Origin of the sequence: Hydrogenimonas urashimensis (genome assembly GCF_016593255.1) — a bacterium.
Taxonomy (GTDB): Bacteria; Campylobacterota; Campylobacteria; order Campylobacterales; family Hydrogenimonadaceae; genus Hydrogenimonas; species Hydrogenimonas urashimensis.
Genome location: NZ_AP023212.1, coordinates 1,656,467 through 1,682,737, shown reverse-complemented (window position 1 = coordinate 1,682,737; position 26,271 = coordinate 1,656,467). Strand labels below are relative to the sequence as shown.

At 53.5% G+C, this 26,271-nt stretch carries 24 protein-coding genes; 10 read left to right on the top strand and 14 right to left on the bottom strand.

The genetic code is table 11. The features are described from left to right. Positions 1-2 precede the first annotated feature (2 nt). The 7 genes from JMG82_RS08595 to JMG82_RS08565 are packed head-to-tail and all read right to left on the bottom strand — an operon-like array spanning position 3 to position 6,835. The gene (locus tag JMG82_RS08595; RefSeq protein WP_201352341.1) at positions 3-719 is read right to left on the bottom strand and encodes an acylneuraminate cytidylyltransferase family protein; all 717 of its coding nucleotides are present in this window, start codon (positions 717-719) and stop codon (positions 3-5) included. Next, positions 700-1,764, bottom strand: coding sequence for a nucleotidyltransferase family protein (locus JMG82_RS08590; RefSeq protein ID WP_201352340.1), 1,065 nt, complete (start codon positions 1,762-1,764; stop codon positions 700-702). The genes JMG82_RS08595 and JMG82_RS08590 overlap by 20 nt, the downstream gene beginning before the upstream one ends. Then, positions 1,761-2,918 carry a UDP-N-acetylglucosamine 2-epimerase gene (gene neuC / locus JMG82_RS08585; RefSeq protein ID WP_201352339.1) on the bottom strand — a complete coding sequence of 386 codons (1,158 nt, stop codon included), beginning with the start codon at positions 2,916-2,918 and terminating at the stop codon, positions 1,761-1,763. Before neuC ends, JMG82_RS08590 begins: the two co-directional genes overlap by 4 nt. Next, positions 2,915-3,913 carry an N-acetylneuraminate synthase gene (gene neuB / locus JMG82_RS08580; RefSeq protein WP_201352338.1) on the bottom strand — a complete coding sequence of 333 codons (999 nt, stop codon included), beginning with the start codon at positions 3,911-3,913 and terminating at the stop codon, positions 2,915-2,917. The genes neuC and neuB overlap by 4 nt, the downstream gene beginning before the upstream one ends. Beyond that, complete coding sequence (locus JMG82_RS08575; RefSeq protein WP_201352337.1) at positions 3,906-4,502, bottom strand: PglD-related sugar-binding protein; 597 nt, start codon at positions 4,500-4,502, stop codon at positions 3,906-3,908. The genes neuB and JMG82_RS08575 overlap by 8 nt, the downstream gene beginning before the upstream one ends. Then, positions 4,499-5,644: a LegC family aminotransferase gene (locus JMG82_RS08570; RefSeq protein WP_201352336.1), complete on the bottom strand. Its 1,146-nt coding sequence runs from the start codon at positions 5,642-5,644 to the stop codon at positions 4,499-4,501. The genes JMG82_RS08575 and JMG82_RS08570 overlap by 4 nt, the downstream gene beginning before the upstream one ends. Positions 5,645-5,647: 3 nt before the next feature. Beyond that, positions 5,648-6,835: a UDP-N-acetylglucosamine 4,6-dehydratase gene (locus JMG82_RS08565; RefSeq protein WP_201352335.1), complete on the bottom strand. Its 1,188-nt coding sequence runs from the start codon at positions 6,833-6,835 to the stop codon at positions 5,648-5,650. A gap of 70 nt (positions 6,836-6,905) precedes the next feature. Here JMG82_RS08565 and JMG82_RS08560 point away from each other — a divergent pair, with 70 nt between their 5' ends. The 5 genes from JMG82_RS08560 (at position 6,906) to JMG82_RS08540 (ending at position 12,947) form a co-directional block, all read left to right on the top strand. Further along, positions 6,906-7,478 carry a class I SAM-dependent methyltransferase gene (locus JMG82_RS08560; protein WP_201352334.1) on the top strand — a complete coding sequence of 191 codons (573 nt, stop codon included), beginning with the start codon at positions 6,906-6,908 and terminating at the stop codon, positions 7,476-7,478. 1 nt (position 7,479) lies between these two features. Beyond that, positions 7,480-9,261: an asparagine synthase (glutamine-hydrolyzing) gene (gene asnB, locus JMG82_RS08555; RefSeq protein ID WP_201352333.1), complete on the top strand. Its 1,782-nt coding sequence runs from the start codon at positions 7,480-7,482 to the stop codon at positions 9,259-9,261. Between the two features lie 155 nt (positions 9,262-9,416). Continuing rightward, on the top strand, positions 9,417-10,484 hold the full coding sequence (locus JMG82_RS08550; RefSeq protein WP_201352332.1) for an OmpA family protein: 1,068 nt from the start codon (positions 9,417-9,419) through the stop codon (positions 10,482-10,484). 13 nt (positions 10,485-10,497) lie between these two features. Next, positions 10,498-11,457, top strand: a complete 960-nt coding sequence (locus JMG82_RS08545; RefSeq protein ID WP_201352331.1) for a hypothetical protein — start codon at positions 10,498-10,500, stop codon at positions 11,455-11,457. A 38-nt stretch (positions 11,458-11,495) separates the two neighbouring features. Then, positions 11,496-12,947 carry a PD40 domain-containing protein gene (locus JMG82_RS08540; protein WP_201352330.1) on the top strand — a complete coding sequence of 484 codons (1,452 nt, stop codon included), beginning with the start codon at positions 11,496-11,498 and terminating at the stop codon, positions 12,945-12,947. On the opposite strand, the gene JMG82_RS08535 is transcribed toward JMG82_RS08540, so the two are convergent. Both JMG82_RS08535 and dcd read right to left on the bottom strand, forming a co-directional pair. Then, positions 12,935-13,441: a c-type cytochrome gene (locus tag JMG82_RS08535; protein ID WP_201352329.1), complete on the bottom strand. Its 507-nt coding sequence runs from the start codon at positions 13,439-13,441 to the stop codon at positions 12,935-12,937. The genes JMG82_RS08540 and JMG82_RS08535 overlap by 13 nt on opposite strands. Next, the gene (gene dcd / locus JMG82_RS08530; RefSeq protein ID WP_201352328.1) at positions 13,438-14,004 is read right to left on the bottom strand and encodes a dCTP deaminase; all 567 of its coding nucleotides are present in this window, start codon (positions 14,002-14,004) and stop codon (positions 13,438-13,440) included. Before dcd ends, JMG82_RS08535 begins: the two co-directional genes overlap by 4 nt. 64 nt (positions 14,005-14,068) lie before the next feature. Between dcd and accB the strand changes: the two genes are divergently transcribed. Both accB and JMG82_RS08520 read left to right on the top strand, forming a co-directional pair. Further along, the gene (gene accB / locus JMG82_RS08525; RefSeq protein WP_201352327.1) at positions 14,069-14,527 is read left to right on the top strand and encodes an acetyl-CoA carboxylase biotin carboxyl carrier protein; all 459 of its coding nucleotides are present in this window, start codon (positions 14,069-14,071) and stop codon (positions 14,525-14,527) included. Position 14,528: 1 nt separating this feature from the next. Then, positions 14,529-15,866, top strand: coding sequence for an acetyl-CoA carboxylase biotin carboxylase subunit (locus tag JMG82_RS08520; RefSeq protein ID WP_201352326.1), 1,338 nt, complete (start codon positions 14,529-14,531; stop codon positions 15,864-15,866). Positions 15,867-15,962: 96 nt separating this feature from the next. On the opposite strand, the gene JMG82_RS08515 is transcribed toward JMG82_RS08520, so the two are convergent. Further along, positions 15,963-16,805 (bottom strand): peptidylprolyl isomerase, encoded by an 843-nt coding sequence (locus tag JMG82_RS08515; RefSeq protein WP_201352325.1) that lies wholly within the window; start codon positions 16,803-16,805, stop codon positions 15,963-15,965. A 121-nt stretch (positions 16,806-16,926) separates the two neighbouring features. Between JMG82_RS08515 and gltX the strand changes: the two genes are divergently transcribed. Beyond that, on the top strand, positions 16,927-18,318 hold the full coding sequence (gltX, locus tag JMG82_RS08510) for a glutamate--tRNA ligase (protein WP_201352324.1): 1,392 nt from the start codon (positions 16,927-16,929) through the stop codon (positions 18,316-18,318). Positions 18,319-18,342: 24 nt separating this feature from the next. On the opposite strand, the gene JMG82_RS08505 is transcribed toward gltX, so the two are convergent. The 4 genes from JMG82_RS08505 to JMG82_RS08490 form a co-directional block, all read right to left on the bottom strand. Further along, a complete protein-coding gene (locus JMG82_RS08505; RefSeq protein ID WP_201352323.1) occupies positions 18,343-21,552 on the bottom strand; it encodes an NAD-glutamate dehydrogenase domain-containing protein in 3,210 nt (1,069 codons plus the stop codon). Between the two features lie 24 nt (positions 21,553-21,576). Beyond that, complete coding sequence (locus JMG82_RS08500; protein ID WP_201352322.1) at positions 21,577-23,688, bottom strand: EAL domain-containing protein; 2,112 nt, start codon at positions 23,686-23,688, stop codon at positions 21,577-21,579. A gap of 1 nt (position 23,689) precedes the next feature. Continuing rightward, a complete protein-coding gene (locus tag JMG82_RS08495) occupies positions 23,690-24,607 on the bottom strand; it encodes a cytochrome-c peroxidase (RefSeq protein ID WP_236579121.1) in 918 nt (305 codons plus the stop codon). 62 nt (positions 24,608-24,669) lie between these two features. Next, positions 24,670-25,332, bottom strand: coding sequence for an MqnA/MqnD/SBP family protein (locus JMG82_RS08490; RefSeq protein ID WP_201352320.1), 663 nt, complete (start codon positions 25,330-25,332; stop codon positions 24,670-24,672). Between the two features lie 152 nt (positions 25,333-25,484). Between JMG82_RS08490 and JMG82_RS08485 the strand changes: the two genes are divergently transcribed. Beyond that, complete coding sequence (locus tag JMG82_RS08485) at positions 25,485-25,712, top strand: MoaD/ThiS family protein (protein ID WP_201352319.1); 228 nt, start codon at positions 25,485-25,487, stop codon at positions 25,710-25,712. Positions 25,713-25,716: 4 nt separating this feature from the next. After that, positions 25,717-26,163, top strand: coding sequence for a molybdopterin synthase catalytic subunit (locus tag JMG82_RS08480; RefSeq protein WP_201352318.1), 447 nt, complete (start codon positions 25,717-25,719; stop codon positions 26,161-26,163). Positions 26,164-26,271 lie beyond the last annotated feature (108 nt).

Sequence of the window (26,271 nt, the reverse complement as noted above, 5' to 3'; positions counted from 1 at the left end):
TTTCAAAATTGCTCATGGGGTGAAACTGTCCTGTTTTTCAGCAGGTAGTCGGCTACGAGAAAATCGACTCTTGAATCGACGTCGACAGAGGATTCCCGTTCCATAATATATGCATAAAGATGCTCTTTGAGAAAGAAACTTCCGGTTTCCAGCAGTTTTCGACTCTGAATCACATAGATAGCACCGTTGAGCCTGTAATAGGCAGGAAGATCCTGACCACGTTTGTTCAGAATCTCTTCTTTCAAAAATCCCTGCATCGAACCGTCTTCGGGCAGTATATTGCTCCACAGGGGGGAATGTTCCGTTTCACAGACCGATATGACACCATCGGCTTCCCTCTCTTCGAGCAGTGCGATGGCTTCGTCCACATGGCGGGCGCTCCTTAGAGGTGACGTAGGCTGAAGAAGTACCGTATATTCGGGGAGTTCTTCCAAGGATCGAATCGCATGGGCTACCGTATCGAACGTTGTGGCGGTGTCCGTGGCGAGGTGTGCAGGCCTTTCGATTGTTTCTGCACCGAGCCGTTTTGCAAGCTCTAGCACCTTTTTGTCGTCACTGCTCACGACGATTCGGTCTATCGATTTCGATTCTAAAGCCGCTTCGATACTCCACTGCACCATCGGTTTGCCGGCGATTTTCAGCATATTTTTTCCATAAAGCCGCCGACTCCCTTTTCTTGCCGGTATCACGGCCACGTATCTATTTTTCTTCCGATTCATCGAAAACCTCATCATATTCCTGATTGGCCCTTTCATATTCTTCGATGCGACCGATGTCGAGCCAATACTCCCTCAATGGAAAAGATACCACTTTTTCATCTTTTTCTATCAATGTTTCAAAAAGGGTGGGCATATCGTAAAATTGACCTTTTGGAACCAGATCAAGACAGGAGGGCTCCAGCAGATAGATGCCGGCATTGACGAAAAAACGTTGGACGGGTTTTTCGACAATGGAACGGATTTGCGCTCCTTCGATGTTGACGACCCCGAAAGGGACCTGGAAATCGTACTCCCTGACGCACATGGTCGCCGTTGCCCGATTGGCCTGGTGAAACTCGAGCATGTGTTCGAAATTGACACTGGTGAGCAGATCCCCGTTCATCACAAAAAACGAATCTTTCGGACGCTCGGGAAGAAGACTCAGCGCCCCGGCCGTTCCCATACGCTCCTTCTCTTCTACATACTCGATATGCACACCGAAGCGATGACCATCGCCGAAATACTCTTTGATCATTCTCGATTTGTAGTTGACGCACATGACGATATCGGTAAACCCGTAAGAGGCGAAACGTTCCACAATCGTGTGAAGGATGGGTTTGCCTCCCACATGGAGCATCGGTTTGGGTGTATTCTCCGTCAAAGGGCGCAACCGCGTCCCCAGGCCTCCCACCATCAATATAACTTTGTTGGGATATTGCCTGGGCATCAGAAGTCTGTCAAGAATTTCGATTCCGATCACCCTCCCCGTTTCATCGACGATCGGAATCTGATAGATTTTATTGATCGCACACAGGTTGATGATGGCATCACGGCTCGTATCGGGACGGATGACAGTGGGACTTTTGAAGTAGATATACTCGATCGTGTCGTCGAGATTGCTTCCGGACAGTATGGCGCGACGGATATCTCCGTCGGTAATTGTACCCAGAAGGTATCCCTCTTCGTCAACAACCACGGCGATCTTCATGGCACCACGGTCGATAATCTCGAGTGCATCACGTATCGTCGCATCAGGAGAGAGTTTAACAGATTCTACATTTTTCATCGGAGTCCCTTTGTTTCGTAAAATGTTTTCCGCGTGGAAAATTCGGCCGATTCGAGAGTTGAAACGATGCGTTGGGCCGTATTTCCGTCCCCGTAGCGATTCGATAATGTCTGGCATTTTTTCACGTGCTCTTCAGAGAGTGCCTTTCGAAGGGCCGATTCGAGATTTTCTATTTTGCAGTTGACAACATTGCCACTTTGTATACGTCCCTTCTGTCGTTCACCGATATTGACCACCGGTTTTTTGAAACTTGCAGCTTCAATGATACCACTGGAACTGTTGCCGACCACGACATCTGCATAGTTCATAGCGGCGAGATAGCGACGTTGTCCAAGATTTTTAACCACCTTGTAGCGAACAGGGTCCTTTTGGCAGAAGGTCTCAATTTTGCGATTGATGATACTCCCTTGCGCGTCGGCATTGGCATAGGTAAACAAAACAGACAGGCCGACTCGTTCCAACTGTTGCAATATCGTATCTATCTGCTCCTCTGCAGAATCACACTCTAATGTGACGGGGTGATAGGTAAAAAGAGCGCTCGGGTATGCAAATCGCCATTGAAGCTCCTTTTCCAGTTCATCTTTTGTCGGAAGATCCATCGTAACGATGTTGTCGATACCGGGTGCACCGACGTTGAAAACCCTCTTGGGGTTCTCTCCCATTTGAATGATACGCTTCCGATACACTTCGGTCGCTGCAAAGTGCAGATAACTCATTTTCGTTATGGCGTGACGTATCTGCTCATCCACTGCGCCTTCGGTTATTTCACCGCCATGGATATGGGCGATCGGTATGTTCATCAGCAGAGCGGCTGTCGCTGCACCGAGTGTTTCGTAACGGTCACCCAGAAGCAAAACGATATCCGGTTCCAATCTGCGAAAAATGTCCGAAAGTTGCATCGTCGCAAGAGCTGTCGATTTGGCAACGGACGATCTAGTATCGGCACAAAGCAGATTTTCTACGGTCGCGTCAACTTTGAACCCATCCTCTTCTATCTCTCGATATGTCAGACCGAATTCGGGGGAGAGGTGCATCGTCGTGGCTACCAACTGAAGTGAAAGTTTTCTAGAAGCCCTGATCGCTTTCATGACAGGATAGAAAAGCCCATACTCGGCCCGTGTACCGGTTACGACACACACTTTTCTCTTTTTCATAGCGTCTCGTCCGTTCGGTAATCTTTTTGGGCGATCGTTCCGATGATTTCATCCCACCGCATGGGGTTCATCCCTGAGCCCGGGCGCTTCACGGCAAGATTCTCTTCGCTGAATCGCTCTCCTTTGTCGATCGGCCTCGCTGCGACGATCGACTTTCTTGCCGCCTCTATATTGGGTCTTTCACTGGGGCTCGGTTTTTTGATACCGCTCCCCAATGCCTTCTCGATATTCCGAATCGCTTTTATCATCGCTTCAAGCTCCTGGGGTTCCAGCGACGCTCTATGGTCGGGCCCTTCCATCGACCTGTCGAGGGTGAAGTGCTTTTCGATCACTTTGGCCCCCATCGCAACCGCGGCAATGGGTACTTCAATACCCAGTGTATGATCACTGTATCCCATCTCGCATCCGAATGTACAGGCAATGGTCTGCATCGCCTTGAGATTGACATCCTCCATCGGGGTCGGATACATCGTATTGGCATGCAAAACCGTAATGTTTTCCCTGGACGTTCCGGCCGATTCGAGTATATCAAGCGCATCCTCGATCTCGCCGATATCGGCCATTCCGGTAGAGAGAATCACTCTTTTTTTCAGTGAGCCGATATGTCGTAAATAGGGAAGGTTGGTGATCTCTCCGCTTGGAATTTTGAATATTTCAAGACCCAGATTGTTGAGCATATCGATGCTCTCATGATCGAAAGGGGTCGATAGAAACATGATACCTTTTTTTCGACAACGCCCGATAAGCTGCCGGTGCGCAATTTCATCGAACTCCAACTTTTTGAGCATCGTCAACTGAAATTCCGATGTTTCGGTATTTTTCTGCTGATACGCCGCTTTTTGGGCCTTTGGCGTGACAAGCTTTTCTGCCCTGAATGTCTGAAACTTCACGGCGTCGGCTCCCGCTTCCGCCGCCGCATCGACCATTTTTTCGGCCAATTCCACCGACCCGTTGTGGTTGACACCCGCTTCGGCAATGATAAAGACCCTATCCACGAAGATCTCCTTTAAAAAGCGTCCCCGCTTTGATGAAATCGAAAGGTTTTGTCTTTGCATACTCCCTGCTGACAGCACCGCTGCCAAAAAAAGTCCCCTCTCGCACGACCGTTCCGCCGTTGAGTATGGCACCTGTGGAGATATGCGAATGTGCTTCAACCACGGCATCGTGCTCTATGAGCGCTTTGGAATTGACAATGCAGTTCTCTCCTATTACGGCGCCGGCGTTCACAAGAGCATGATGCATGACGACACTCCCGCGCCCGATTCGCGCATATGCAGAGACATGGGCCAAAGGAGAAACTACTGTCGCGAGATTCTTCGACACTTCCAAAATGCGTTCGTAAATATTTATGCGCGTACGGGGTGTATCGATCTGACCGACCGTCACGAGAAAAGTATATCCCTTCTTCGCCAATCTCTTGATATCCTCGTCCGTTCCGATGATTTCATATCCCAAAACGGAACCTCCAACGTTTTCAGGACGATCGAGAATCCCGGCGATCGTATAAAGTCCCTGCTTTTCCACGACGTCGATAACCGCTTTGCAGTGACCTCCTCCGCCAACCAGTATCAACCGCCGTGTCATAGGCGTACTCCACTGGGAATATTCACGACCCTCTCTTCCAGCCACAGAGCGTTATCCAACGGCATCGATTGGCATGTTTCATAAATCGTCAGCCGATTCATCAAACGCCATATTGGGCGCACCATGACACCGGCTCCGTTACTCTCCATCAAAAAACGGTCTCTTTCTTCGCGACTATCCAGGATAATGGCGTTGAGCCAGTAGTTGCTACGCGCGTCCACAGGCTCCTCGACGAATGTAATGTCGTTTACGCCCTCAAAATAGTGCCGATAAGCCGTGGCCGTAGCCCGCTTGTTTTCGAGCATCTCTTCGAGCCGCTCCATCTGGGCGCATCCAAGAGCGGCATTAAGGTTGGGCAGACGGTAGTTGTAGCCGATTTCATCGTGAATATATTCGTAAGAGTGGGGAATTTTCGCCGTAGTGGTGATGTGCTTGGCCCTTGCGGCCAGGGCTTCATCGTCCGTCACCAGCATTCCGCCACCGCCGGTGGTAATCGTTTTGTTGCCATTGAAGCTGAAGACTCCCACCCTTCCGTACGTTCCTGTATGACGCCCTTTGAAATAGCTTCCGAGACTTTCGGCAGCATCTTCGACGAACGGGATGGCATAACGTTCACAAAGTTCGGCGATACGGTCTATACGGCATGGATGGCCAAACGTGTGCATCGGTACAACGGCGGAGATACGTCTGCCTGTCGTTTTGTTGATACAGACACCGCCTTGCACCATCGCATGTTTTTGCAAAAAAGCCTCCAGACTATCGGGGCTCATTCCCAATGTATCTTTGTCCACATCCACGAAAACCGGCCGCGCTCTGCAATAGCTGATCGCATTGCAGGTAGCGACAAAGGTCAATGGCTGTGTGATTACTTCACTTCCTTCATCCACCCCAACCAGCTTCAAGGCGACATGAAGAGCCGCCGTTCCATTGACAGTGGCGATGGCATATGCAGCACCGGTAAACTCGGCCACCATCGCCTCGAAACGATCGACGAACCTGCCGACACTCGAAACGAATGTGCTATCGATACACTCCTGAAGATAGATTTTTTCGTTTCCCGCGAATACGGGAGCGTGCAGCGGAATGAACGCTTCCTTTCCGTAAAGAGAGCGGATAAAATCGATAGTTTCCCGCAGCTTCATGGATCACATCTTTTCATCGAGGTATCGACCCGTCTCTTTATGGGCGAATCCTGGAATCATTCTGTGAAAGAGCGCGACAATCTCCTCTTTGCTCCAGGATCCCTTTCGGCGCATTCCGCCAATGCTCTTTTCGAACTCTTCAAGCAAAGCTTCATCATAAACCGGCTCGTTTTTAATCACGCCGATATTTTCGAAGCGTTCCATGTCAAGGACCTCGTTTTCGGTAAAAAATTCTTCGAAATCTTTTTCTCCCGTCGTATCGCTTCGGGTGAAAAGACAGGGCCATTTCCCCTGCTCGGGCAGTGTTTTCGTCAACTCTCTGGCCTCTTCTTCGCTTTGGCAGAGCCAGGGTTCGTACCCAAGATTTTCGAGATATCTGACCGCGATCTGTGCAAAGGTAATCAGATGGAGGGCTTCAGAGAGTTTGGGGAAAAAGATATCCCGGTTTTCGCCAAACACTGTGCTCATCAGGCACAACTCTCCCGATTCCTTCGGGGTGACGAAATATCGTTTGATATCGTTGGGTGCCACGATGGGCTGACGCTTCTGAATACGCTGATTGAAACCATAAAGGAGTGAACCGTCAGAAAAAGCGACATTGGCGAAACGAGCGGTAGAAATTTCGATATCAAGACTCCTGCGCATCAGAAACATCTCCATAATCCGTTTACTCGCTCCCATCATATTGACCGGGTTGGCCGCTTTGTCCGTCGAGACGCAAAAATACTTTTTCGTTTTTTTTGCAATAGCCTGGCGGAGGGTTTTGTCGGTATTGAAAATATTGACATCGATCATCCGCATCAGGGTATAGGGGTCTTTCTCGCTGCGTACATGTTTGAGCGCCGAAAGATTCAAAACATAGTCATAATCTCCGCCGTTTTCGATAAATGCGTCATAAATGTCGGAGCCGATATCAAGGGCGAACGTTTTGAATTCACCTTCGATATATCCCAAAGAGCTGCGAATATCACGCACCAGTTCCACCAGATTGTTTTCGCTGATATCGACAACGTGGAGTTTTTTCGGATTGCGTTTGAATATCTCCTTTGTCACCGCCTGCCCGATAGAACCGGCACCACCGATCACCAGAAAGCTCGAAGAGGAAACAGTCTCTTTCAGTCTGTTTGCATGGGTTTCCATATCTTCCTGAAAAAGCTCTTTCTCCCTTCCTATCAAGCCCAGCAGATTCATCCCATCCCTTTTGTACCCATTCTTTAATAAAGTTAAGCAAATTTCATACCTATTTATCTATAATTTTACCATGCCAAGAATCGATCAGAAACTTTTTTACACCAATACTGTCGCAAAACATGGGAAAAATGCCAAAGGCGTCGCCTGGAACGACGAAAAACGGCAGCGGCGGCGCTTCGACGCGCTTTTGAAACAGATTCCCGATATCGCTTCCTGCAGCGTCGTCGACGCAGGCTGCGGATTCGGCGACCTCTATCTCTATATGCAGCAAAGCGGCCGTCTGCCCAAACGCTATATCGGGCTGGACATGATGGAACCGATGGTCCAGGAGGCGCAAAGACGCACGGGGCAATCCATCCTCCGTCGCGACCTGCTCACCGACCCTTTGCCCGAAGCCGACTGGTATCTTGTTAGCGGCAGCTTCAATCTCCTCACCCGCTTCGAAACCCTGCTCGCCGTCAAACGCTGTTTCGACGCGGCCGACCGGGGCATCGTCTTCAACCTTCTTAGAGGAAGCGACAGAAGCGGCACCTACAACTATTGGCTGCCCAAAGAGATGGAAAAAGCCTGCCGGAACCTGGGAAAAGTGCGTATTTACGAAGGGTACCTGGAGGGAGATTTCACGGTGAAGATCAAGGTTTGATATGTGCGCCATTTTCGGAATCGTCGGTCCCTATGACGAAAAGAAGGCTTTCGAAGCGTTCCAAACCCTTTCCCACCGCGGACCCGACGCGCACGGGGTCATCACCGAGCCCGACCTTTTTCTGGGGCACCACCGTCTCAGCGTCATCGACCCGCTGCCCAAAGCCAACCAGCCGATGAGTGTGGGCGATGCCCTCATGCTTCTTAACGGCGAAATCTACAACTACAAACAGTTGCGCGACACGCTGGGCGGCTCCTTCGCGACCGACAGCGACACGGAAGTGGCGGTAAGAGCGTTTGAGAGATGGGGCGAACGGATACCCCGCCATCTTCGGGGCATGTACGCCATGGCGATCTGGAAAAATGAGAGCCTCCACCTTTTTCGCGACCCTTTCGGCAAAAAGCCGCTTTTTTGGACGAAGCAGGGCGACACCTTCGTCTTCGCCTCCGAAATCAAGGCGATTTTGACCCTCTTTCCCAATCTAAAACCCGATACCCACGCTCTTAAATCCTATCTCTCCTACCAATCTTTCATCTCGCCCCACACCCTCTACCCCGCTATTTACCAGTTGGAGCCGGGGGGCACGTTGCGTTACGAAAAAGGCGAGGTCAGCATAAAGGTGGAAGATGCGGTGCTTGTCGGACCGGGAGATGAAAGCGTTTCGGAAGAAAAGGTGGAAGCGCTTTTGCAAGAGAGCGTAAGCTACCGCCTGGTCTCCGACGTGGCACTGGGGGCGCTGCTTAGCGGCGGCGTCGACAGCTCTTTGGTGGCGGCCATGGCGCAGCGTACTTTACAAACACCGCTGCCCACTTTCACCGTCGGGTACGAGGGGTACGAAAAATATGACGAACGCCTCTATGCCGACAAGGTGGCGGCGCATATCGGCAGCGACCATGAGGCGATCGTCATGAACAAAGCGGACTTTTTCGCCTGCCACGAGGCATGGGTACGCCACGCAGACGAACCCCTGGGGGACCCGGCGGCGGTGCCGCTCTGGTTTTTGGGCCGCCATATCGCAAAACGGGGCATCAAAGTGCTACTGAGTGGCGACGGTGCCGACGAACTCTTTTTCGGGTACCGCCCCTACTTCGAAATGGCCGATATCGAAAAGACTTCAAACCTCACATTCAAAAACTGGCTGCGCAACTACTTCCGCGCCCACTACTCCCCCAACCGGGAGTGGGAGTGGTACAAACGGATCTTCGAGGGTTCGGTGCTCTACCGAAGCTACGCCGAAATCTTCACCGACCTGCAGCAAAACATGCTGCTTAGACAAAACGTCAGGGACGATACGTCGCTTGAATGGATCGACCACTACGTTAAACGTTTCGAAAACCCCGAAGGCCCCCGGTGGTTCACCTACATCGACTTCAAAATCCAGCTTGCCGAGGTCTTTTTGAAAAAACTCGATCGGGTGACGATGGCCCACGGCATCGAGGCCCGCACCCCCTTTCTCGACCGCAAGCTTGTCCAAACCCTTCTTCGGTGCAACCCGCTATGGCGCATGGGGCAAAGCCCCAAATGGCTTCTTAAAAAGATCGCCCAAAAATATCTGCCCCCGGACATTCTGACGCGGAAGAAAAAGGGGTTCTCCTACCCCTACGCCGAGTGGCTCCACGAAGAAAAAGAGGGGGTGTGGCTCATGGAAGCCAACGCCAGACACAAGCTCTTCAAACCCGACGCGTTGCGATTCATCGTCGAAGCCTCACGCAAAAAGCGCTTCAAGCATCATTTCTACGCCTTGTGGCATCTGATGCGCTGGATCGAGTCGCACGAATATTAAAGCCCCTGCACCTCCACACGAACAAAGACATTATTTATCGTTTTGGATCCGAACTGATAATGGGCAATCTTTTTGACCGACATCATAGGAAAAACGATTTTCCAAATGTGATAAAATCAAACAAAAACGATTTGATTAAGAAAGGGAGTTTAGTTATGAAATATTTGAAATTATGGGCCATTTTCTTGGTGCTATTGCCGCTAGTAACAATGGCCGGCGGCCTGGTGACGGGGGCTGAGAAGTACGCCAAATTCGAAAGCGGCGACAAGATTCTTTTCCGGACCGATTTCCGCCAATGCCCGGTGGGGGAGATACCGGAAGGGTTCGACGAAATCAAAGGGGCGGTCGAGTGTGTGAAATACAACGACCATATCTGGGTGGCCCCCTCGGCACAAGCCCCGTTTTCTCTCTTGAAAAAGATCGATCTGGGCCGAGAAGACTTTTCCATCGAATTTACCGTCATGCGCTATCAGGGAGGCGGGGACTTCTATTTCGAAATGTTGACGAAGGATAAAGACAAAATGAAGAGCGTGGGCCCCAAGCTCTATTATGCGATGCAGTATTGCGAAATCCATCTGAAAGGGATCGGCCAACTGGCGATGATACGCCCCTGCGAAAAGAAGCCGATGCACTTTGCCATACAGGTCAGGCGCCACCAGATGCGCCTCTACCTCAACGGCAAACGCCTCACCTCCATACCGTGGAAGGTGAAAGAGAATGAGACCGTTCAGGGATTTCTCCTCTCCCGCAGAGGCGGATACGCCCCAAAACCCTACGATACGCTCATAACCGACATCAAAGTGGCCAAATATACGAAAAAAGAGGCGAAGCCGACACCCGAAAAACTGGGAATATCGGTCCAGAAGACCAAAGAGGGCATGAAGCTGACGGTGCCCGCCAAAGTGCTTTTCGATTTCAACAAGTTCATCCTCAAACCCGAAGCGAAAAAGGCCCTTTCCCTGCTGGGAGACATTATTCGTGAGAATCCCGCCAAAAAGATCGTCGTGACCGGCTATACCGACAATGTGGGCAGCGACACCTACAACCTCAAGCTCTCGCTTCAGCGGGCTCAGTCGGTCGCGGACTATCTGATCTACTGCGAAAAGGTGAACCCCGAACTCTTCAAGATCGAGGGAAAAGGAAAGGCCAATCCGGTCGCGTCCAACGCCACCGAAGAGGGACGGGCCAAAAACCGCCGCGTCGAAATACGGCTGATCAAATAGGAAGTCCTGTCCGATGCGCCGCCTTCTCCTTCTGGCCGTATGGCTGAGCGGGGCCTTCTGCATGCCGCCGCTGCCGGGCCTGGCGGATATCTACCTCAACAAACCGGATGTGCGGCTCAAAGAGGTTCCGGTATCGCGGCTGGAGAGGTTGCGAAAATCGCTGGGGCTCGAAGAGATACGCATCGAGAAGAACATGGGCATCGTCCATATCGTGCTGAAACAGAAGGTTAAAGAGCGCATAGACCGCATCGCCACCGCCGTCGACCTCAGACCCTGGTTCACCGACAAAGCGTGTGCGAAAAACTGGGAGAGCTTCCACCGGTGCATGAACGAAAAGCGAAACGGCGCCGACGAAGCGCTCTACAGGAGGCTGGACAGGGAGTTCGTCTCCAAAATCCTCTGCGAAGAGGGGAACCCCTGCGAAAACCCCGACTTCGTCAAATGGGAACTGCATTGGCGCGCGCCCTGGTACATCACCCTCCAGGCACCGATCGGTGGCGACGGCGCCTTCGAAAGTGTCGCCGACGCGAAAAAGAGCCTCGGGGCCGTCAACGCGTTGCTGAAAAAGGTGCTCTACGGGGCGAGGTTTCCCGAAAACTACGGCGAGGGCCGAAGCGAGTACGAAATCTACACCGAAAACAGCGTGCGGATCGTCCCCAGGGATTTCGGCCCCAAAGCGGTCAAACTGCTGACGAAACTCGAAAAGGCCCACTACCTGAAGGGAATTTCCGACCGGGATATCGGGACCATCGGGAAGTTGACGGCGGGCGGCAAAACAGTTTTCTACCTTCCGCCCCGCTGCCCCGCAGCCAAAGCGGTCCCCGAATGCGCGGAGGCGCAGCGTCTGGGTGGAGGTTTCAAGCCGGGCAGCTGGTGCGCGGAAGCGACGAAGCCGGGGTGGCACGCCACCTCCAACGGCAACGCTCTGCGGTTCGACCGCCACCGCTGTCCCCATATCGAAGTTTTGCGATGAAAGGGACACCCATGTTGACCAAAAAGATACCGAATTGGATGAAAATTCTCCTCCTTCTGCTAACCGTGACGGTATGGGCGGGCGGCCCTTGGCACCGGGTGAAGACACTCCGATTGCCGGGCGCCTTCTTCTTCACACCGGCGCTCTCCGGCGGAAACTACGCCGCCTTCGGTTACATCAGCAAGGCCAAACCCACGCCCGCCGAGATCGAAGCGGAGCGAAAACGGATCCGCTCAATCATCGACGGGAGCATCAAACGGGAGTACGGAAGCTGGGAAAAGTATGAAGAAGCGATGAAAAAAACCGGAGAGAAGGCAGCCGAAAAAGAGCGTGAAGAGGCGTCGGCCTGGACGCAGAAACTGATGCCCCCCTCCCTGGTGAAAGAGGCGGTCCCCCTCTTTCTCAAGGGGGCGCTGATGTGGGTCATGGCCCACCCCGAAGCGCAGTCGGAGCCTTTCGGCAATCTGGGAAAAACGGGGGTCGTTCTGCTGGGTGGCGAGGGGGAAGCGACACAGGTTCCCATCGGCATCGACCAGCCGGTCGTATCTCTCGATTTTTCGCCCGACGGCAGATGGCTCGCGGTTCTCAGCAATATGAGCAGCGAAGAGAAAAACGGCAAAATCCACATCGTCGGGCACATTTCGGTCATCGACCTCTCCCGAAAAAAGGTGGCCCATGAATGGGTGCTCGCCAATGTGGCCGACCAGGTCCGCTTCTCCCCCGACGGGCGGCGCCTGGCTTTTCTGGTCGTCAAACCGGGTGCCCCTTACGAAAAAGCCCTTCGCTTCATCGACACCGCCAGGTGGAAAATAGAGAAAGAGACGATCCCCTTCACATCCGTCCAGCACACCGGCAAAGGATTCCGCATGAAGCGGCACTCTCCCTATTTCCTCTTCCTGCCGGGGGGTGAAAGCATCGCTTTGCTGCTCAAAGGCAACTCCATCGGCTGCAGACCCATAAAGGGCAACAACCCTCCCTTCACCGTCCGGGGCGGAGGCGGGGCTTTCGCCGTCGCCAAAGCCCACCCGTGGCTTTTCGACGACAACGGGAGGCTTTGGGACTGCCGCCGCGAACGTCTGCACCTGAAGGTGCGCCGCCCCCACGGCTTCATGTTCAACTACACCGCCGCCAGTTTCATCGAAGGGGACCGGACGGTGCTGGCCGTCGACCATACCCGCCGTCTTCAACGCATCGACACCCGCTCCGGCCGCATCCAGACGGGAGACGCCCGCTCCCGCCACAAAGGAGGGCCCTTCTTCGTCTCTCCTGACGAACGGTACGCTTTCGCCCTCTATCCGGCCAAAGGCAACGAAATAGTCCATTACGGCCCCCTACGACGCCGCAAAATGGACCTGAACATCTTCGATGCCCGCACCCTGCGGCTGCTGCAGACCATCGACCTGCCAGGCAGCACCGTCATCGACGCGGCGGTTGCAGGGGAGAGCCTTTTTGTGGGCGATTTCGAGGCGCTTTATCTCTATCGCCGCTGAGTAACCATCAGCCTTCTGATACGCCTTTCGATGCCCAGCAGCGGATCGCGGGTCAGATCGGGGAACGTGCCGTGGATCCCCCTGCCGTCTTCGCCGTGACAGCCGCCGCAGTTGCTGATGTAGAAGGTGTGCCCCTCTCTGGCCCATTCGGGATGGGTCGGCTTCTTTCCCGAGAGGGTCACCACGTAGGCCGCTATTTTCGGGGCCGCCCTCTCATCGGCCATGTGAGCGGGCATATCGCCGTACTTGAACCCCAGATTCTGACTGGAGCCATGGTTGATGACATCCTCGACGTATCGCTCCAGATAGTGGATGGAACGCAGTTCGTCGATCGATCTTTTCGCCTCCTTTTCGCGGCAGCCTGCACATTTCGAAGCCGCCTCTTTCGTTTCGTGACGATGGGGCGCTTTGGAGTGTTGATGGCGTGACTGATTGACAAAAAAGGCGACTCCGACAAAAAATGCGATAGCCAGAATAATCAGAAAATCTCTCAATCCCTGTCCAGAATCCGCGGCAAAGTGATGCCGGTCTGGGCCTGGTATTTGCCCGCTTTGTCCTTGTAGCTCACCTCACACGGCTCGTCCCCTTCCAGAAAGAGGACCTGGGCGATCCCCTCGTTGGCGTAGATTTTGGCCGGAAGCGGCGTCGTGTTGGAGATTTCGATCGTAATATGGCCCTCGAACTCCGGCTCGAAGGGGGTGACGTTGACGATGATCCCGCAGCGTGCGTAGGTGCTTTTGCCCAGACAGATGGCCAGAACGTTGCGCGGTATGCGGAAATACTCCACGGTTCTCGCCAGCGCGAAGGAGTTGGGCGGGACGATGCAGACATCGCCCCGGAAATCGACCACGTTGCGCTCGTCGAAATGTTTCGGATCGACCACTTCGGCATTGACATTGGTGAAAATCTTGAATTCGTCGCTGACACGGATGTCGTAGCCGTAGCTGCTCAGGCCGTAGCTGACCACCCCTTTGCCCACCTGATCTTCGCAGAATGGTTCGATCATCTTCTCTTTGAGCGCTTTTTCGCGTATCCAGCTGTCGCTTTTGAGACCCATCAAATATCCTGTAAATTAAAGTTGTGATATTATAATACACTCACACTTACATCTGGAGAAAAGAATGAATCTGAAAGAGATAAAAGACCTGATAAAAGTATTTAACAACAGCAATCTGAGCAAGCTCAAAGTCGAAAACGGCGACTTCGGACTCACGCTTGAAAAGGGTGCTGCGCCGGCTTCCGCAGCGATCCAGCAGTCGGCCGCCCCCGCAGCTGCGGCACCGGCACCGGCTCCCGCGGCTCCCGCAGCGGCGAAAGAGGAGAAATCGCTGCCCGAAAACGCCGTCTATATCACTTCTCCTATGGTCGGCACCTTCTACCGGTCTCCGTCACCCGACTCGCCGCCTTTCGTGAAGGTGGGCGACACGGTCAAGAAAGGTCAGACCCTCTGCATCCTCGAAGCGATGAAGATCATGAACGAAATCGAGGCGGAGTTCGACTGCAAAATCCTCGACATTCTCGTCGAAGACGGCCAGCCCGTCGAGTACGACATGCCCCTCTTTTTGGTGGAGAAACTCTGATATGGCTGAAATCAAACGCATTCTGATCGCCAACCGGGGCGAAATCGCACTGCGGGCCATCCGAACGATCAAAGAGATGGGCAAAGAGGCGGTCGCCGTCTACTCCACCGCCGACAAAGAGGCAAGCTACCTGCGCCTGGCCGACGCGAGCATCTGCATTGGCGGCCCCAAAAGCGGCGAAAGCTATCTGCACATTCCCGCCATCATCGCGGCGGCGGAAGTGAGCGAGTGCGACGCCATCTTCCCCGGCTACGGGTTTTTGAGCGAAAACCAGAACTTTGTCGAAATCTGCAAATTCCACGGCATCAAATTCATCGGACCCAGTGTCGAAGTGATGGCTCTTATGAGCGATAAAAGCAAAGCCAAGCAGGTGATGAAAGAGGCCGGCGTGCCGGTCATTCCCGGCAGCGACGGCGCCATCAGGGATGTCGAGGAGGCTAGAAGACTCGCCAAGGAGATGGGGTTTCCCGTCATCCTCAAAGCCGCCGCGGGCGGCGGCGGACGCGGCATGCGTGTCGTGGAAGACGAAAGCTACATCGAAAACGCCTACCTTGCCGCAGAAAGTGAAGCGATCACGGCATTCGGCGACGGCACCATCTACATGGAGAAGTTCATCGAAAACCCCCGCCACATCGAAGTACAGGTGCTCGCCGACAGCCACGGCAATGCCGTGCACATCGGTGAGCGGGACTGCTCGATGCAGCGTCGTCACCAGAAGTTGATCGAGGAGTCTCCCGCTCTCTTCCTCGATGACGAGACGCGCTCGCGCCTTCACGAAGCGGCCGTCAAAGCGACCAAGCACATCGGTTACGAAAGTGCCGGAACTTTCGAATTCCTCGTCGACAAGCATAGAAACTTCTACTTCATGGAGATGAACACCCGGCTGCAGGTGGAGCACTGCGTGAGCGAAATGGTCAGCGGCATCGACATCATCGAATGGATGATACGCATCGCCGAAGGCGAAGAGCTGTTTGAGCAGAGTGCCGTACAGCTCAAAGGGCACGCCATCGAGTGCCGCATCACCGCCGAGGATCCGGTCAACTTCATGCCCTGCCCCGGCAAGATCAGCAAATGGATCGCACCCGGCGGCAAGGATGTGCGCATCGACTCTCATGCCCATGCCGGCTATATCATCCCGCAGCACTACGATTCGATGATCGGCAAAGTGATCGTCTGGGGAGAGAACAGGGAGCGCGCCATCAAAAAGATGCAGCGCGCCATGGACGAATTCGAAGTGGGAGGCATCAAAACCGTCATCGACTTCCATCGCAGAATGATGCGCAACCCCGACTTCATCGAAAACAGATTCGACACGAAATACTTGGAAGAGCACCTTTGAAACGCTGGCAGAGGGAGAAAAATATCGTCCAGTGGCTCGCATGAGCGGGCCCCGGTTTGAACGTGCTGTCGCTTTGACCCTGCGCCACATTCGCCGTTAAGGCGCCCGCAACACCTTCACATTCGCCGTGGCCCGCAGTTTTTCGAAATGGCTTTTGATCGCCTCCTGGCGCTTCTCTTCCATCCACTGCATATAGACCTGCTGCTTGGCCTGCTCGTAGGGTATGGGGTGGGGATTGACAAAATCCTGGATATAGAATGTCACGTACTGCCCATTCACCGGGATAACCTGTGTGAATTTTCCTTTGGGTGTCTGGGTCAGAAGAAAGAGCAGCTGCCGGTTGAGCTGGCTGGATCGGATTCTCTTGGCTTCGCGCGTGACACCGGGGATGGCCGCCATCGGGTTTTTGATCGCCTCCGCGAGCGAACGGCGATCGGGGGCCGAATATTGGATGGCCTGAATCTCTTCCGGGATCGAGAACCGGCTCAGATGGAGCCGGTAGTACTCCTGCAGCGTCTCGTCACTCGGCGGCTGGATCTTCGTGCTCAAAATGCGCTTGTAGAGTTTCTCCTGCAGCAGCTTCTCCTTCATCTGCTTCTTGTAGGCATTCCAATCCATGCCTCTTTTTGCCATGATTTCGCGTAGTTTCAGTGAGTCGATCCCGTTTTTTTGGGCAATCTTCTCGATCTCCTGATTGACATCGAACTCGTCTACCTGGATACCGAGCCGTTTGAGCTCCTCTTCTTTAAGCTTCTGCTTGATCAGATATTCGACCGCTTTCTTCTTGGAGAGTCCCAGCTGCTTTTGGGCCTTGTAGATTTCATAAAGCGTGATCGGTTCGTCGTCGACGATGATGCTGATCGCATCGACAAGGCCCGCTTGCAGACTCATGGCGCCCAAAAGAGCCGTCAAAAAAAGGATTTTCAGTTTCGATCTCATTGTCAGCTGCTGCCTTCTGATGATATTGTCCGGTTATTTTATCGAAAAGATGCGAAAGGGAGAAATGGCAGAACCCCTTCTTTGGTATAATACCCACAATTTTCATATCAAGGCTATAACCATGGTTGTGACACGTTTTGCACCCTCCCCGACGGGATACCTACATATCGGCGGACTGCGTACCGCCCTCTACAACTATCTGTGGGCACGCAAAAACGGCGGCCAATTCAAACTCCGCATCGAAGATACCGATCTTAGCAGAAACTCCGCCGAAGCGACGAAAAAGATCATCGAAGCCTTCGACTGGGTGGGGCTCGACTACGACGGCGAACCAATCTACCAGTCCGACCGTTTCGATCTTTACAAAAGCTACATCATCAAACTCCTCGATGAGGGAAAAGCCTACAAATGCTACATGAGCAAAGAGGAGCTGGACAAACTGCGCGAAGAGCAGATGGCCCGCAAGGAGCGTCCCCGCTACGATGGACGATACCGCGACTTCACCGGCACCCCCCCGCAAGGGGTGGAACCCGTCATCCGCATCAAAGCGCCCCTGGAAGGGGAGATCGTCTTCGAGGACGGCATCAAGGGCACCATCACGATCGGTGCGAGCGAGGTGGACGACTTCATCATCGCCCGCAGCGATGGGACCCCAACCTACAACTTCGTTGTCGCCATCGACGACGCGCTGATGGGCATCACCGACGTCATCCGGGGCGACGACCATCTCTACAACACGCCCAAGCAGATCATCGTCTACGAAGCGCTGGGCTTCAAGCTGCCCCGCTTCTATCACGTGCCGATGATTCTGGGCCCCGATGGCAAAAAACTCTCCAAACGACACGGGGCCACCGACGTGATGGAGTACAAAGCACAGGGATTCCTGCCCGAAGCGCTGCTCAATTTCCTGGTGCGTCTGGGCTGGAGCCACGGAGACCAGGAGATTTTTACCCTCGACGAGATGCTCGAACATTTCGACCCGGGCGACATCAACGCGAGCGCCAGCCAGTACAATCCCGACAAACTGCTATGGCTCAACGCCCACTACATCAAGAACAGCTCCAACGAGCGGCTGGCGAGGCTGTTGGAGGATTTCGGTCTCTACCTGCTCAGCCACGACAAACGGGAGATTCTTCTCGATATTTTCAAAGAGCGCTGCAAAACCGTCAAAGAGATCGCCGAACAGATCAAAGAGGTCCTCGAAACACCGGAAAACTACGACGAAAAGGCGATCAAAAAAGCGATGAAAGGCGATGCGGCGGAGATTCTGCAAGCCTTTGTGCAAAGAGTCGAAGAGGGGGGCGAACTCCACCTTCCCACCGACTACCACGCCCTGATGGAGCGTTTCGTCGAAGAGAAGGCGATCGGTTTCGGCAAGATCGGCATGCCCCTGCGCGTCGCCCTGATCGGCCGGCTTGGAGGGCCGGACCTGAGCGACGTCATGAGCATCATCGGAAAGCGGGAGACGATCGCCCGCATCCAAAAACTCCTGGAGCACCTTCGCGAAGAATAAAAGGGGCACCTGCCCCCTCTTTTTTCAAATCGGATTTTCCAGTGTAATCTGCATCAGGTTGTTGACAAGAATCGCGATATCCTCGAGTTTCTCCACGACCGGCCGCCGCATGAACGTTTCAAATCCCTCCTCCAGCGCCCCGTACCGCTCCTCGCAATCGTGCAGATAACTCTCCAGCGCCTTTTCCATCGTCTCCCCCTTGCGCTGATAGTGGATCACCTTTTCGCTCAGTGACGTCACGGCGAACTCGATGAACTCCTCCAGCTGCTTTTTGATCGTATGCTCCTCCGCGTTTTTCGGACGGTAATTTTCAAGCGCATCCATAATCTCGTTGATATGGAGTTTCTTGATAATGGCGTAAATCAGCCGTGCCGTCTCGTCGAAACGCCGGTGGTTGCGTTCATGGAGAATGATGGCGGCCACCGTGAATTTCATATAGGGCAGGTGATGGAAAAAGCGGTTGACCGGGCTCTTCGTATTGAGAATGGGCTTGATATTCTCTTCGGGTGTCATCTCCATCAGTCTGGCCATTTCGCTCCGGTAGCGCAACAGTGTCGGAGCGTGGATCTGATCGGGCGAGAGATGACGCATCATCCAGCTCACACTGAAATCCAGTGTCGATTCGATTTCAAAAAGCAGTGCGTACTGCGTCTTGGCATCCAGCTCGTAGTCGTGGCGGAATATCTCGTAGCGAATATCGTTGGAACCGAAAAGCTGGTTGCAGATGAGATAGCTCTTGATTTTCGAAACGAACCGTTCGGGGCCCAGCTCGTCGTAATCGCTGACAAACGTTATGCCCGCATTGTTGATGACCCTGTTGGCCATGACCGTCGCGGCGATCTCATGACGGAGAGGATGCTCCAGAATCTCGTCTTCGTAAATCGTCGTAAAGGTTTTCGGGAAATATTTGAGCAGGTACTCCTGGGCGAAGGGGTCGTCGAGCATATCGCTCTGGAGCAGTAGGCGTTTGACGAAGATTTTGGTATAGGAGAGCAGTGTGCCCAGAATCGGGCGCACCAACCCCTCGTTGTCATCGAGTACCGTCTCGATCTTTTCATCTTTGGGGATGTAGAACTGTTTTCTGCTGAAGACGGGAAGTTCGCGCTCCAGCAGAGAGATCGCCTGAAGAAAAGGGACGATGTCGGTCTGGCTGCGGCGGTAGTCGAGGGAGATCGCCAGCGATTGGTGGTAGTTGGTCCAAAGCACCCTGTTGACCACCATGTCGGCCTGACGCTTCAGCGCTTCCAGGCGGCTCTCCTCGTCAAGCTGCCCCTTTTTTACGAGGGCCCCAAGCGTGATTTTGAGGTTCACTTCGTAGTCGCTGGTATTGACACCGGCCGAATTGTCGATGGCGTCGAGATTGATAAAACCGCCCGCCTTCGCATATTCGATGCGCGCCGGCAGCGTGAATCCGAGATTGCCCCCTTCGCAGACGGCCCGCACCCGCAGCTCCGACGCATCGATCCTGACATTTTCGTTCGCCTTGTCTCCGACGTCGAGATTGCTCTCGAAACTCGCCTTGACATAGGTGCCGACCCCTCCGTTGAAAAGCAGATCGGCTTTCATGCGCAAAATCGCCTGAACCATCTCCTCGCCGCTCATGCTCTGTCGGGTCGTACGAAACATTTTCTGCATCTGGGGCGAGAGGGGAATCTCTTTGGCGTCCCGCTGGAAGACACCGCCCCCGTCACTTATCTTTTTGGGGTCGTAATACTCCCAGCCGCCTTTGGGGCTCGCCTTAAAGAGCCGCGCACGCTCTTTGTAGGCTTTTTCGGGATCGGGATTGGGATCGATGAAAATTTCATTGTGGCTGAAAGCGGCCAGTAGCTTGAAGTGGCGGCTCTGAAGCATGCCGTTGCCGAAGACATCCCCGTTCATCGACCCGATGCCCACGACAGTCACGGGTGCTTCATAGAAGTTGACGCCACTTTCGATAAAACAGCGCTCAACGGAGCGCAAAGCGCCCTTGGCCGTTATGCCGAGTTCCTTGTGGCTGTAGCCGTGACTTCCGCCGCTGGCGAAGGCGTCGCCCAGCCAGAAGCCCCGTTTGAGCGCGATGGCGTTGGCCCTATCGCTCATATGGGCGGTTCCCTTGTCGGCGGCTACGACGAAATAGGTGTCGTCGTTATCGTATCGGACGATTTTGGGATTGACGAGGGTCCGCTCATTCTCTTTGTTGTCCACGAGATCGAGCAGCGCGTCGATATAAAGCTCATAGAAAGCGGCAAATTTCTCTCTGGTTATCTCCTCTTTCGGAAGGCGGATGACGAATCCTCCTTTGGCTCCGCTTGGAACGATGATCGCGTTCTTCCCCTCCTGTGTCAGCATCAAAGAGCGCACTTCGACCCTGAAATCCTCGAAACGGTCGCTCCAGCGGATGCCCCCTCGGCTGACGGGCCCCATACGCATGTGCACGCCGCTGAGACGGTAATGGTGCACAAACGCCTCGATGCGAGGCTGAATACCGTCGATCCTGCTCTGGATTTCATCGGTATGTATTTTGAAAGCGATCGTCTCTTTTTCCAGAAAGAAATTGGTACGGACCATCCGCTTGACAATTTCGTAGAACATCCTGATCACGAGGTCTTCGGTTATATGGGTAATCGGGTGCAAAAGCGCCTCGATCTTCTCTTCGCTTTTGGCGATCTCGCTTTTGCGCCGCTTGAGAGCCGGATTGAACTTCAGATAGAAATAGGTCAGCAGCGCTTTGGTCACTTCATGGTATTTGATGAGCACATCGGTAATGGTGACCCGGTTGAACGAAAGGACCAGCTGGTTCTCGAAATCGATCATGGCGTTGAGAAGTTCGAGCTCTCTAGGCGAAAGGTTCTCCAGCAGCGTCAGTTTCAGCAGGGGTGTGTTTGGGAGGGTTGGATGGCAGAGCATCCGCTTAAGAAGATCGAGAATGTTGGCTTTCGTGCGTTTGATGTCGGCGACCTGTTCGTTGCCGATGCGGTAGCGGCTGACGTACACCTTTTCCTTTTCGAAAGGGATGTCGTAGGAGATTTCACTGTGGACCGTCAGACCGATGTTCTTTAGAAGCGGCACGATCTGGGTGAGCATGAAATGCTCTCTGCCGTAAATTTTCAGATAGAGTGTCCCTTTTTCATCTTCGATGAATTCCGAAGCGAAAGGGTGGGAGGAGAGCTCTTTGGCGATCTTCTTGGGTAAAACCAGGTCATCGTCCCGCAAAATCTGAAGACACGCCTGGGCATAACGCTGTTCAAGGTCCATGTTCGCTCCTTTTGAATGGCCTTTTTACCACTCCTTGAAATAGAAGTCGGCCGGTTTGGGCTCCCCGAGATAGAAGCCCTGGGCATAGTCGATTCCCATTTTTTCGACCTTTTCAAGCACTGCTTTGGAGTGGACGAACTCGGCGACCGTCTTCAGTCGCGCTCCCTCGGCGAAATCGACGATCGTACGTACCACCAGCTCGGCATGGGTATTGTGATCGACCTCCTTGATCAACGACCCGTCGATTTTGATGAGATCGATATCGAGCTGGAGAAGTTTTTCGAAGTTGGAGTAGCCGCTGCCGAAATCGTCGATCGAGACGGAGCATCCGAAATGTTTCGCCCGACGGATGAATTCGGCGATGATTTCGTAGTCTTCGATCTCTTCCGTCTCCAGAATTTCGAATGTAATCAGGGAAGCCACCTCTTTGTGGTCGCTCAAAAGCGCAAAGATCCGCTCCCGGTCGTACCGGCTCGCGATATCCTCCGCCGAAAGGTTGACACTGCAGAATGCACCGGTTTTTTTCGCGACTTCGAGAGTCTGCCTAAGAATCCGCGTTGTGATAAGACCGCTCAGTTTCGCCTGTTTCGCCGCTTCCATGAAGTGGTAGGGGGCAATCGTCTCCCCGTGACGGATGCGAAGGCGCGCCAGCGCTTCATATTTCGGGGGGCGTTCGCCTTTTAGATCGATAATGGGTTGAAAGAAGGGGATGACAGCATCCTGGGAGATAGCTGTTTTAAGCTGTTTCAGCGCAAAGATATTGCGGGCGATCGTCTCCGAAACGTCCAGAGAGGGATCGTAAATTGCATACCGCTTCCGCCTCGAGCTTTTGACCGTCTTGAGCGCCATGTCGGCCGTCTCGAAAAGCTTCTCCGCCATGCTTGCTCCGATCGAAACCGAGATATCGAGCGTGAGACTGTCTATATCGAAGTTGTCCTCTTCGAACCGCTTGAGAACCTTTTCGATGACACTTTTGAGAAGTTCGCCATCCTCGCATTCGAAAAGAATGCCGAAATCGTCCCCGCCAAGCCGATAGAAACGGGCATGAAGATCCCTGGGCACAACCTCTTCGAGAATCTGGGCGACAACCTGCAGCAGGTGGTCTCCGACCGCCGTACCGTAAAACTCATTGATATGCTTGAAACGGTCAATGTTGACCAGAATGAGGGCGGGATGGCGCATCTTTCCGAAATCCTGCACAAAGGCTTCCCGATTGCCAAGACCCGTCAAATGGTCGGTGATGAGCGAACGCTGCAGACGCTCCTGTGTCTTTTTGAGACGGATAGTCTCCTTTTCCGAATGAAAGACGAAGTAGAGCACGATGCCGATCGTAATCTGGTAGAGCACCAGAAGGAGTTCGCCGATACGGTTGATCTTTTCTATCTCACTGGAAGACTCGTTCGCAAAGGTCTCCATCGTTTTTGCAATCTCTTCCTGGAGCGATTCATCCCGTATGGATGCGAAAGCTTTGCTGAACCGCGGAAAGAGATCGACGAAGAGACCCAAATGAAGAATCGACACCCGCAAAAGCCCCTTTTTCGCTCCCTCATCCACGCTCTCCATCATCTTCTCGAGCTTTTTTTTGTATTGCGAAAGTTCGCTGACAAGAGATTCGTCCATCGCGTTTTTGGCAAGAAAGAGGCTCGCGTTGATGCGCGAGAGTGTCAAAATAATCCGGCGCTCTTCGGGATCGTTGATATCGAAAAGGTCGTAAGCTTTGAGAGCGAGCGTCGGCAGGTAGATACTGCTGTTTTTCAATGAAGCGTTGAGGGTCAGAAAATTGTTGATCGTCTCGGCGAGCCGGTCGAAACGCTTTTCGAGTCGCAACAGCGACCGATAGGTCCGCTTATGCTCTACGTTGTTGAAATTGCGCGTTTGCAGAAGCGCTTCGATTTGGGAACGGATAGTTTCGATTTTTTTGTAGAAAAGGTCGTTGTTGTAATAGACCAGATAGTTGGCCTCAAGAATCGTTCTTTGAAGATCGATCAGATTCGCGTGCAGTCTCTGCAGACCCGTATTGACACGCTCGATCTGCTCGAATCCCTCTTTCATCCTGCTCTGCTGATAGAGCATCAGCCCCACCCCCAGAGCCGCTGCGAACAGTGCGACAAATACCTTGAAAAGCAGCCGCTTCACGTCAGTCGCCTTCGCGGAGAATCGCCGGTTTTTCACCGGTCAGTGTCCGCAAAAACGCCTCGATGGCATCAATCTCCTTTTTGCTCAACTCGAAACCGAGATTGTGGTAGGCCATCTTCTGCAATGCCTTTTTCAATGTCGGAGCACTCCCGTCGTGGAAATAGGGCGCCGTCAGCGCGATGTTGCGCAGCGTCGGCACCTTGTAGACATTTTTGTCTTTCGGATCATGGGTAATATCGTACCTATCCGGAAATTTTTCACTCCAGCGATAGGGAATGATCAGGCCGAATTTCTGAAAGCTGTTGCCCCCGACGTTGATACCGTTATGGCACGTCACACAACCCAGTGTTTTGAAGAGGCGATATCCGCGCGCTTCATGGTCTGTGAGCCGGGCCCCCTTCTCCTTCCTCAGATAGCGGTCGAATTTGCAGTTGGGCGTATAGAGCGCCTTTTCAAACTCCGCGATCGCATCGAGCATATCGTCGTATCGGGGCGGGCGTTTGTAAATCTTCTGAAAGCTGTCCGCATAAAGATCGTTTGACAGGAGATACTTTTCGATTTCGGCGGGCACCATATCCATTTCGACGGGATTATGAATGGGACCGTTGGCCTGGTCTTTGAGATCTTTCGCCCGGCCGTTCCAGAACTGCCTGAAATTGAAGTAGCTGTTGAAGACCGTGGGGGCATTGGCATTGCCGCGTTTGCCGTGCACACCGATCGAGACGGGTCTCGGATCGGCTCCTCCGTGGTTGAAATCGTGACAGCTGTGGCAGCTGACCGTCCCGTCGGAGGAGATTTTCGGATCGAAAAAAAGGATTTTCCCGAGCTTGGCCTTGACCCGGTCGTAGGGCACTTTCAGAGGAATCGGCAAAATCGGCTCTTCGGCCATCGCGACCATCGGCACGAACAGAGCCAGCAAAAATAAAATTATCTTATTTATTGTCTTTTTCGGATGCATGGTGGATATTATATCATACCCCCTCAACGCGGACGATCGCCTCGCGCCAGCCGGAAGAAACGCTTGAGTGCGCGCTTTTCGCGCCAGCCGATCCGGTAGTGGATCTTTCCCAGATAGGCTTTGAGCTGATCCACCTCGATGCCGCGGCGCACCGCCTGTTCCTTCAGGGTCCGGTAGGGAATCTTCTGCGGATGGGCGAAGAAATGTTTCGTTATCCGTTCGAGTCGGCGGATATGGGGAGGATGTGCGCACAGCCGGGCGAAAACGAACGGGAGCGATTCTCTTTTTCGCCACGCGGCCGCCAGGTCCACCGCCTCCCCAGGATGCGCAAGGAAGTAGCGCAATGCCTTGTCGCCGATAATCACCTCCCCCTCCATGCCCAGAACTCTGGCGAGAATATTGGAGCTGTCCGATTCGGCATCGTTTTTTAAAACACCCGGAAGAAGCAGAACGCTCTGAACCTCCCCGTCGGCCACGATGCCGAAATCGGTGCAGCGACACCCGCGGCTGCGGATACTCGATATTACGGCGGCATCGATACGACGGGCCCGAAAAGCGCGGTTGATGCTCGCCGGTACCGATCCCCGCTTCTGCCACGCCTTCTTTTCGATACTGTAGCGAAGATAACGTTTGAGAAAGAGATGGAACGGCAGCAGATTGAGATACTCTATTTTTCCGAAAATCATGGCGCCATTATAACGAAGTATGGCCTTCGGGGTTCTGATTGAGCGGCAAGAGGGTTTGACGCTCCTTTCAAGCCCACATCAGATGGCATTTAAAACGGCACGGCCTCTTTGTGCTATGTTATAATCGCTTCAAAAAGTACGAGGATTCGCATATGTCCAAAGTCAAAGTGGAGTTTCTTGGTCCGATCGGCAGGAAGCCGGTGGAGATCGAGGCCGAGACGCTCGCCGATGTAGCGGAAGCGCTCAACAAAGATCCCGAAGTCGCGGAGTGGCTCAGGCAGTGCGCCGTCGCCGTCAACGACGCGATGGTCGATTCTCTCGACGTTCCCCTCAAGGAGGGCGACAGAGTCTCCCTCCTGCCGCCTGTGTGTGGAGGATGAGGCCATGTTGAAGATCTACCAAGGCCCCCTTCCCGTCGCCGATCTGCTTGAGGGATGGTATGGCGCCCATACCGACGAAAACTACGGCGCCATGGTCAATTTCGTCGGTACCGTTCGCAAGGAGGGAGGGATCGAGGCACTCAGTTTCGACATCTACCTGCCCCTTCTTCGACAATGGTTCGATGGCTGGAAAGAACGGCTCGCGAAACAGGGTGCTTTGCTGATGATGGCCCACAGTGAAGGGGATGTGCCGGTGCACACCTCCTCCTTCGCCTGCGCCATCTTCAGCCCCAAACGCCGCGTCGCTTTGGAGATGCTCGAAGCTTTCGTGGAAGACTTCAAAGCCAACGCGCCGATATGGAAATACGATGTCGTGGATAGCAAACGCATCTACGCTGCCGACCGCTCCACCCCGATGGAGGGCAGCGGGCTTCTGGCAAACAGCAGATAGCGAGGCGAAGGCCGCCGGGCCCGGAGTTTGGACAAAACATGGCATGGGTCTTTCTCGCGTGTCAATAACGATTTGAAAACCATTATCAACGCATATCAAACGTCAAAC

Bases quoted from the DNA above. Each gene is read 5' to 3' on its own strand.
- asnB (WP_201352333.1), top strand. From the start codon at position 7,480: ATGTGCGCCATTTTCGGAATCGTCGGTCCCTATGACGAAAAGAAGGCT.
- JMG82_RS08570 (WP_201352336.1), bottom strand. From the start codon at position 5,644: ATGAAGCTGCGGGAAACTATCGATTTTATCCGCTCTCTTTACGGAAAG.
- JMG82_RS08575 (WP_201352337.1), bottom strand. From the start codon at position 4,502: ATGACACGGCGGTTGATACTGGTTGGCGGAGGAGGTCACTGCAAAGCG.
- dcd (WP_201352328.1), bottom strand. From the start codon at position 14,004: ATGGGTCTCAAAAGCGACAGCTGGATACGCGAAAAAGCGCTCAAAGAG.
- JMG82_RS08560 (WP_201352334.1), top strand. From the start codon at position 6,906: ATGCCAAGAATCGATCAGAAACTTTTTTACACCAATACTGTCGCAAAA.
- JMG82_RS08480 (WP_201352318.1), top strand. From the start codon at position 25,717: ATGTTGAAGATCTACCAAGGCCCCCTTCCCGTCGCCGATCTGCTTGAG.
- JMG82_RS08550 (WP_201352332.1), top strand. From the start codon at position 9,417: ATGAAATATTTGAAATTATGGGCCATTTTCTTGGTGCTATTGCCGCTA.
- neuC (WP_201352339.1), bottom strand. From the start codon at position 2,918: ATGAAAAAGAGAAAAGTGTGTGTCGTAACCGGTACACGGGCCGAGTAT.
- JMG82_RS08540 (WP_201352330.1), top strand. From the start codon at position 11,496: ATGAAAATTCTCCTCCTTCTGCTAACCGTGACGGTATGGGCGGGCGGC.
- JMG82_RS08595 (WP_201352341.1), bottom strand. From the start codon at position 719: ATGAATCGGAAGAAAAATAGATACGTGGCCGTGATACCGGCAAGAAAA.
- JMG82_RS08565 (WP_201352335.1), bottom strand. From the start codon at position 6,835: ATGAATCTGCTGGGCTTGATAGGAAGGGAGAAAGAGCTTTTTCAGGAA.
- JMG82_RS08505 (WP_201352323.1), bottom strand. From the start codon at position 21,552: ATGGACCTTGAACAGCGTTATGCCCAGGCGTGTCTTCAGATTTTGCGG.
- JMG82_RS08520 (WP_201352326.1), top strand. From the start codon at position 14,529: ATGGCTGAAATCAAACGCATTCTGATCGCCAACCGGGGCGAAATCGCA.
- JMG82_RS08515 (WP_201352325.1), bottom strand. From the start codon at position 16,805: ATGAGATCGAAACTGAAAATCCTTTTTTTGACGGCTCTTTTGGGCGCC.
- JMG82_RS08485 (WP_201352319.1), top strand. From the start codon at position 25,485: ATGTCCAAAGTCAAAGTGGAGTTTCTTGGTCCGATCGGCAGGAAGCCG.
- JMG82_RS08545 (WP_201352331.1), top strand. From the start codon at position 10,498: ATGCGCCGCCTTCTCCTTCTGGCCGTATGGCTGAGCGGGGCCTTCTGC.
- accB (WP_201352327.1), top strand. From the start codon at position 14,069: ATGAATCTGAAAGAGATAAAAGACCTGATAAAAGTATTTAACAACAGC.
- JMG82_RS08490 (WP_201352320.1), bottom strand. From the start codon at position 25,332: ATGATTTTCGGAAAAATAGAGTATCTCAATCTGCTGCCGTTCCATCTC.
- gltX (WP_201352324.1), top strand. From the start codon at position 16,927: ATGGTTGTGACACGTTTTGCACCCTCCCCGACGGGATACCTACATATC.
- JMG82_RS08590 (WP_201352340.1), bottom strand. From the start codon at position 1,764: ATGAAAAATGTAGAATCTGTTAAACTCTCTCCTGATGCGACGATACGT.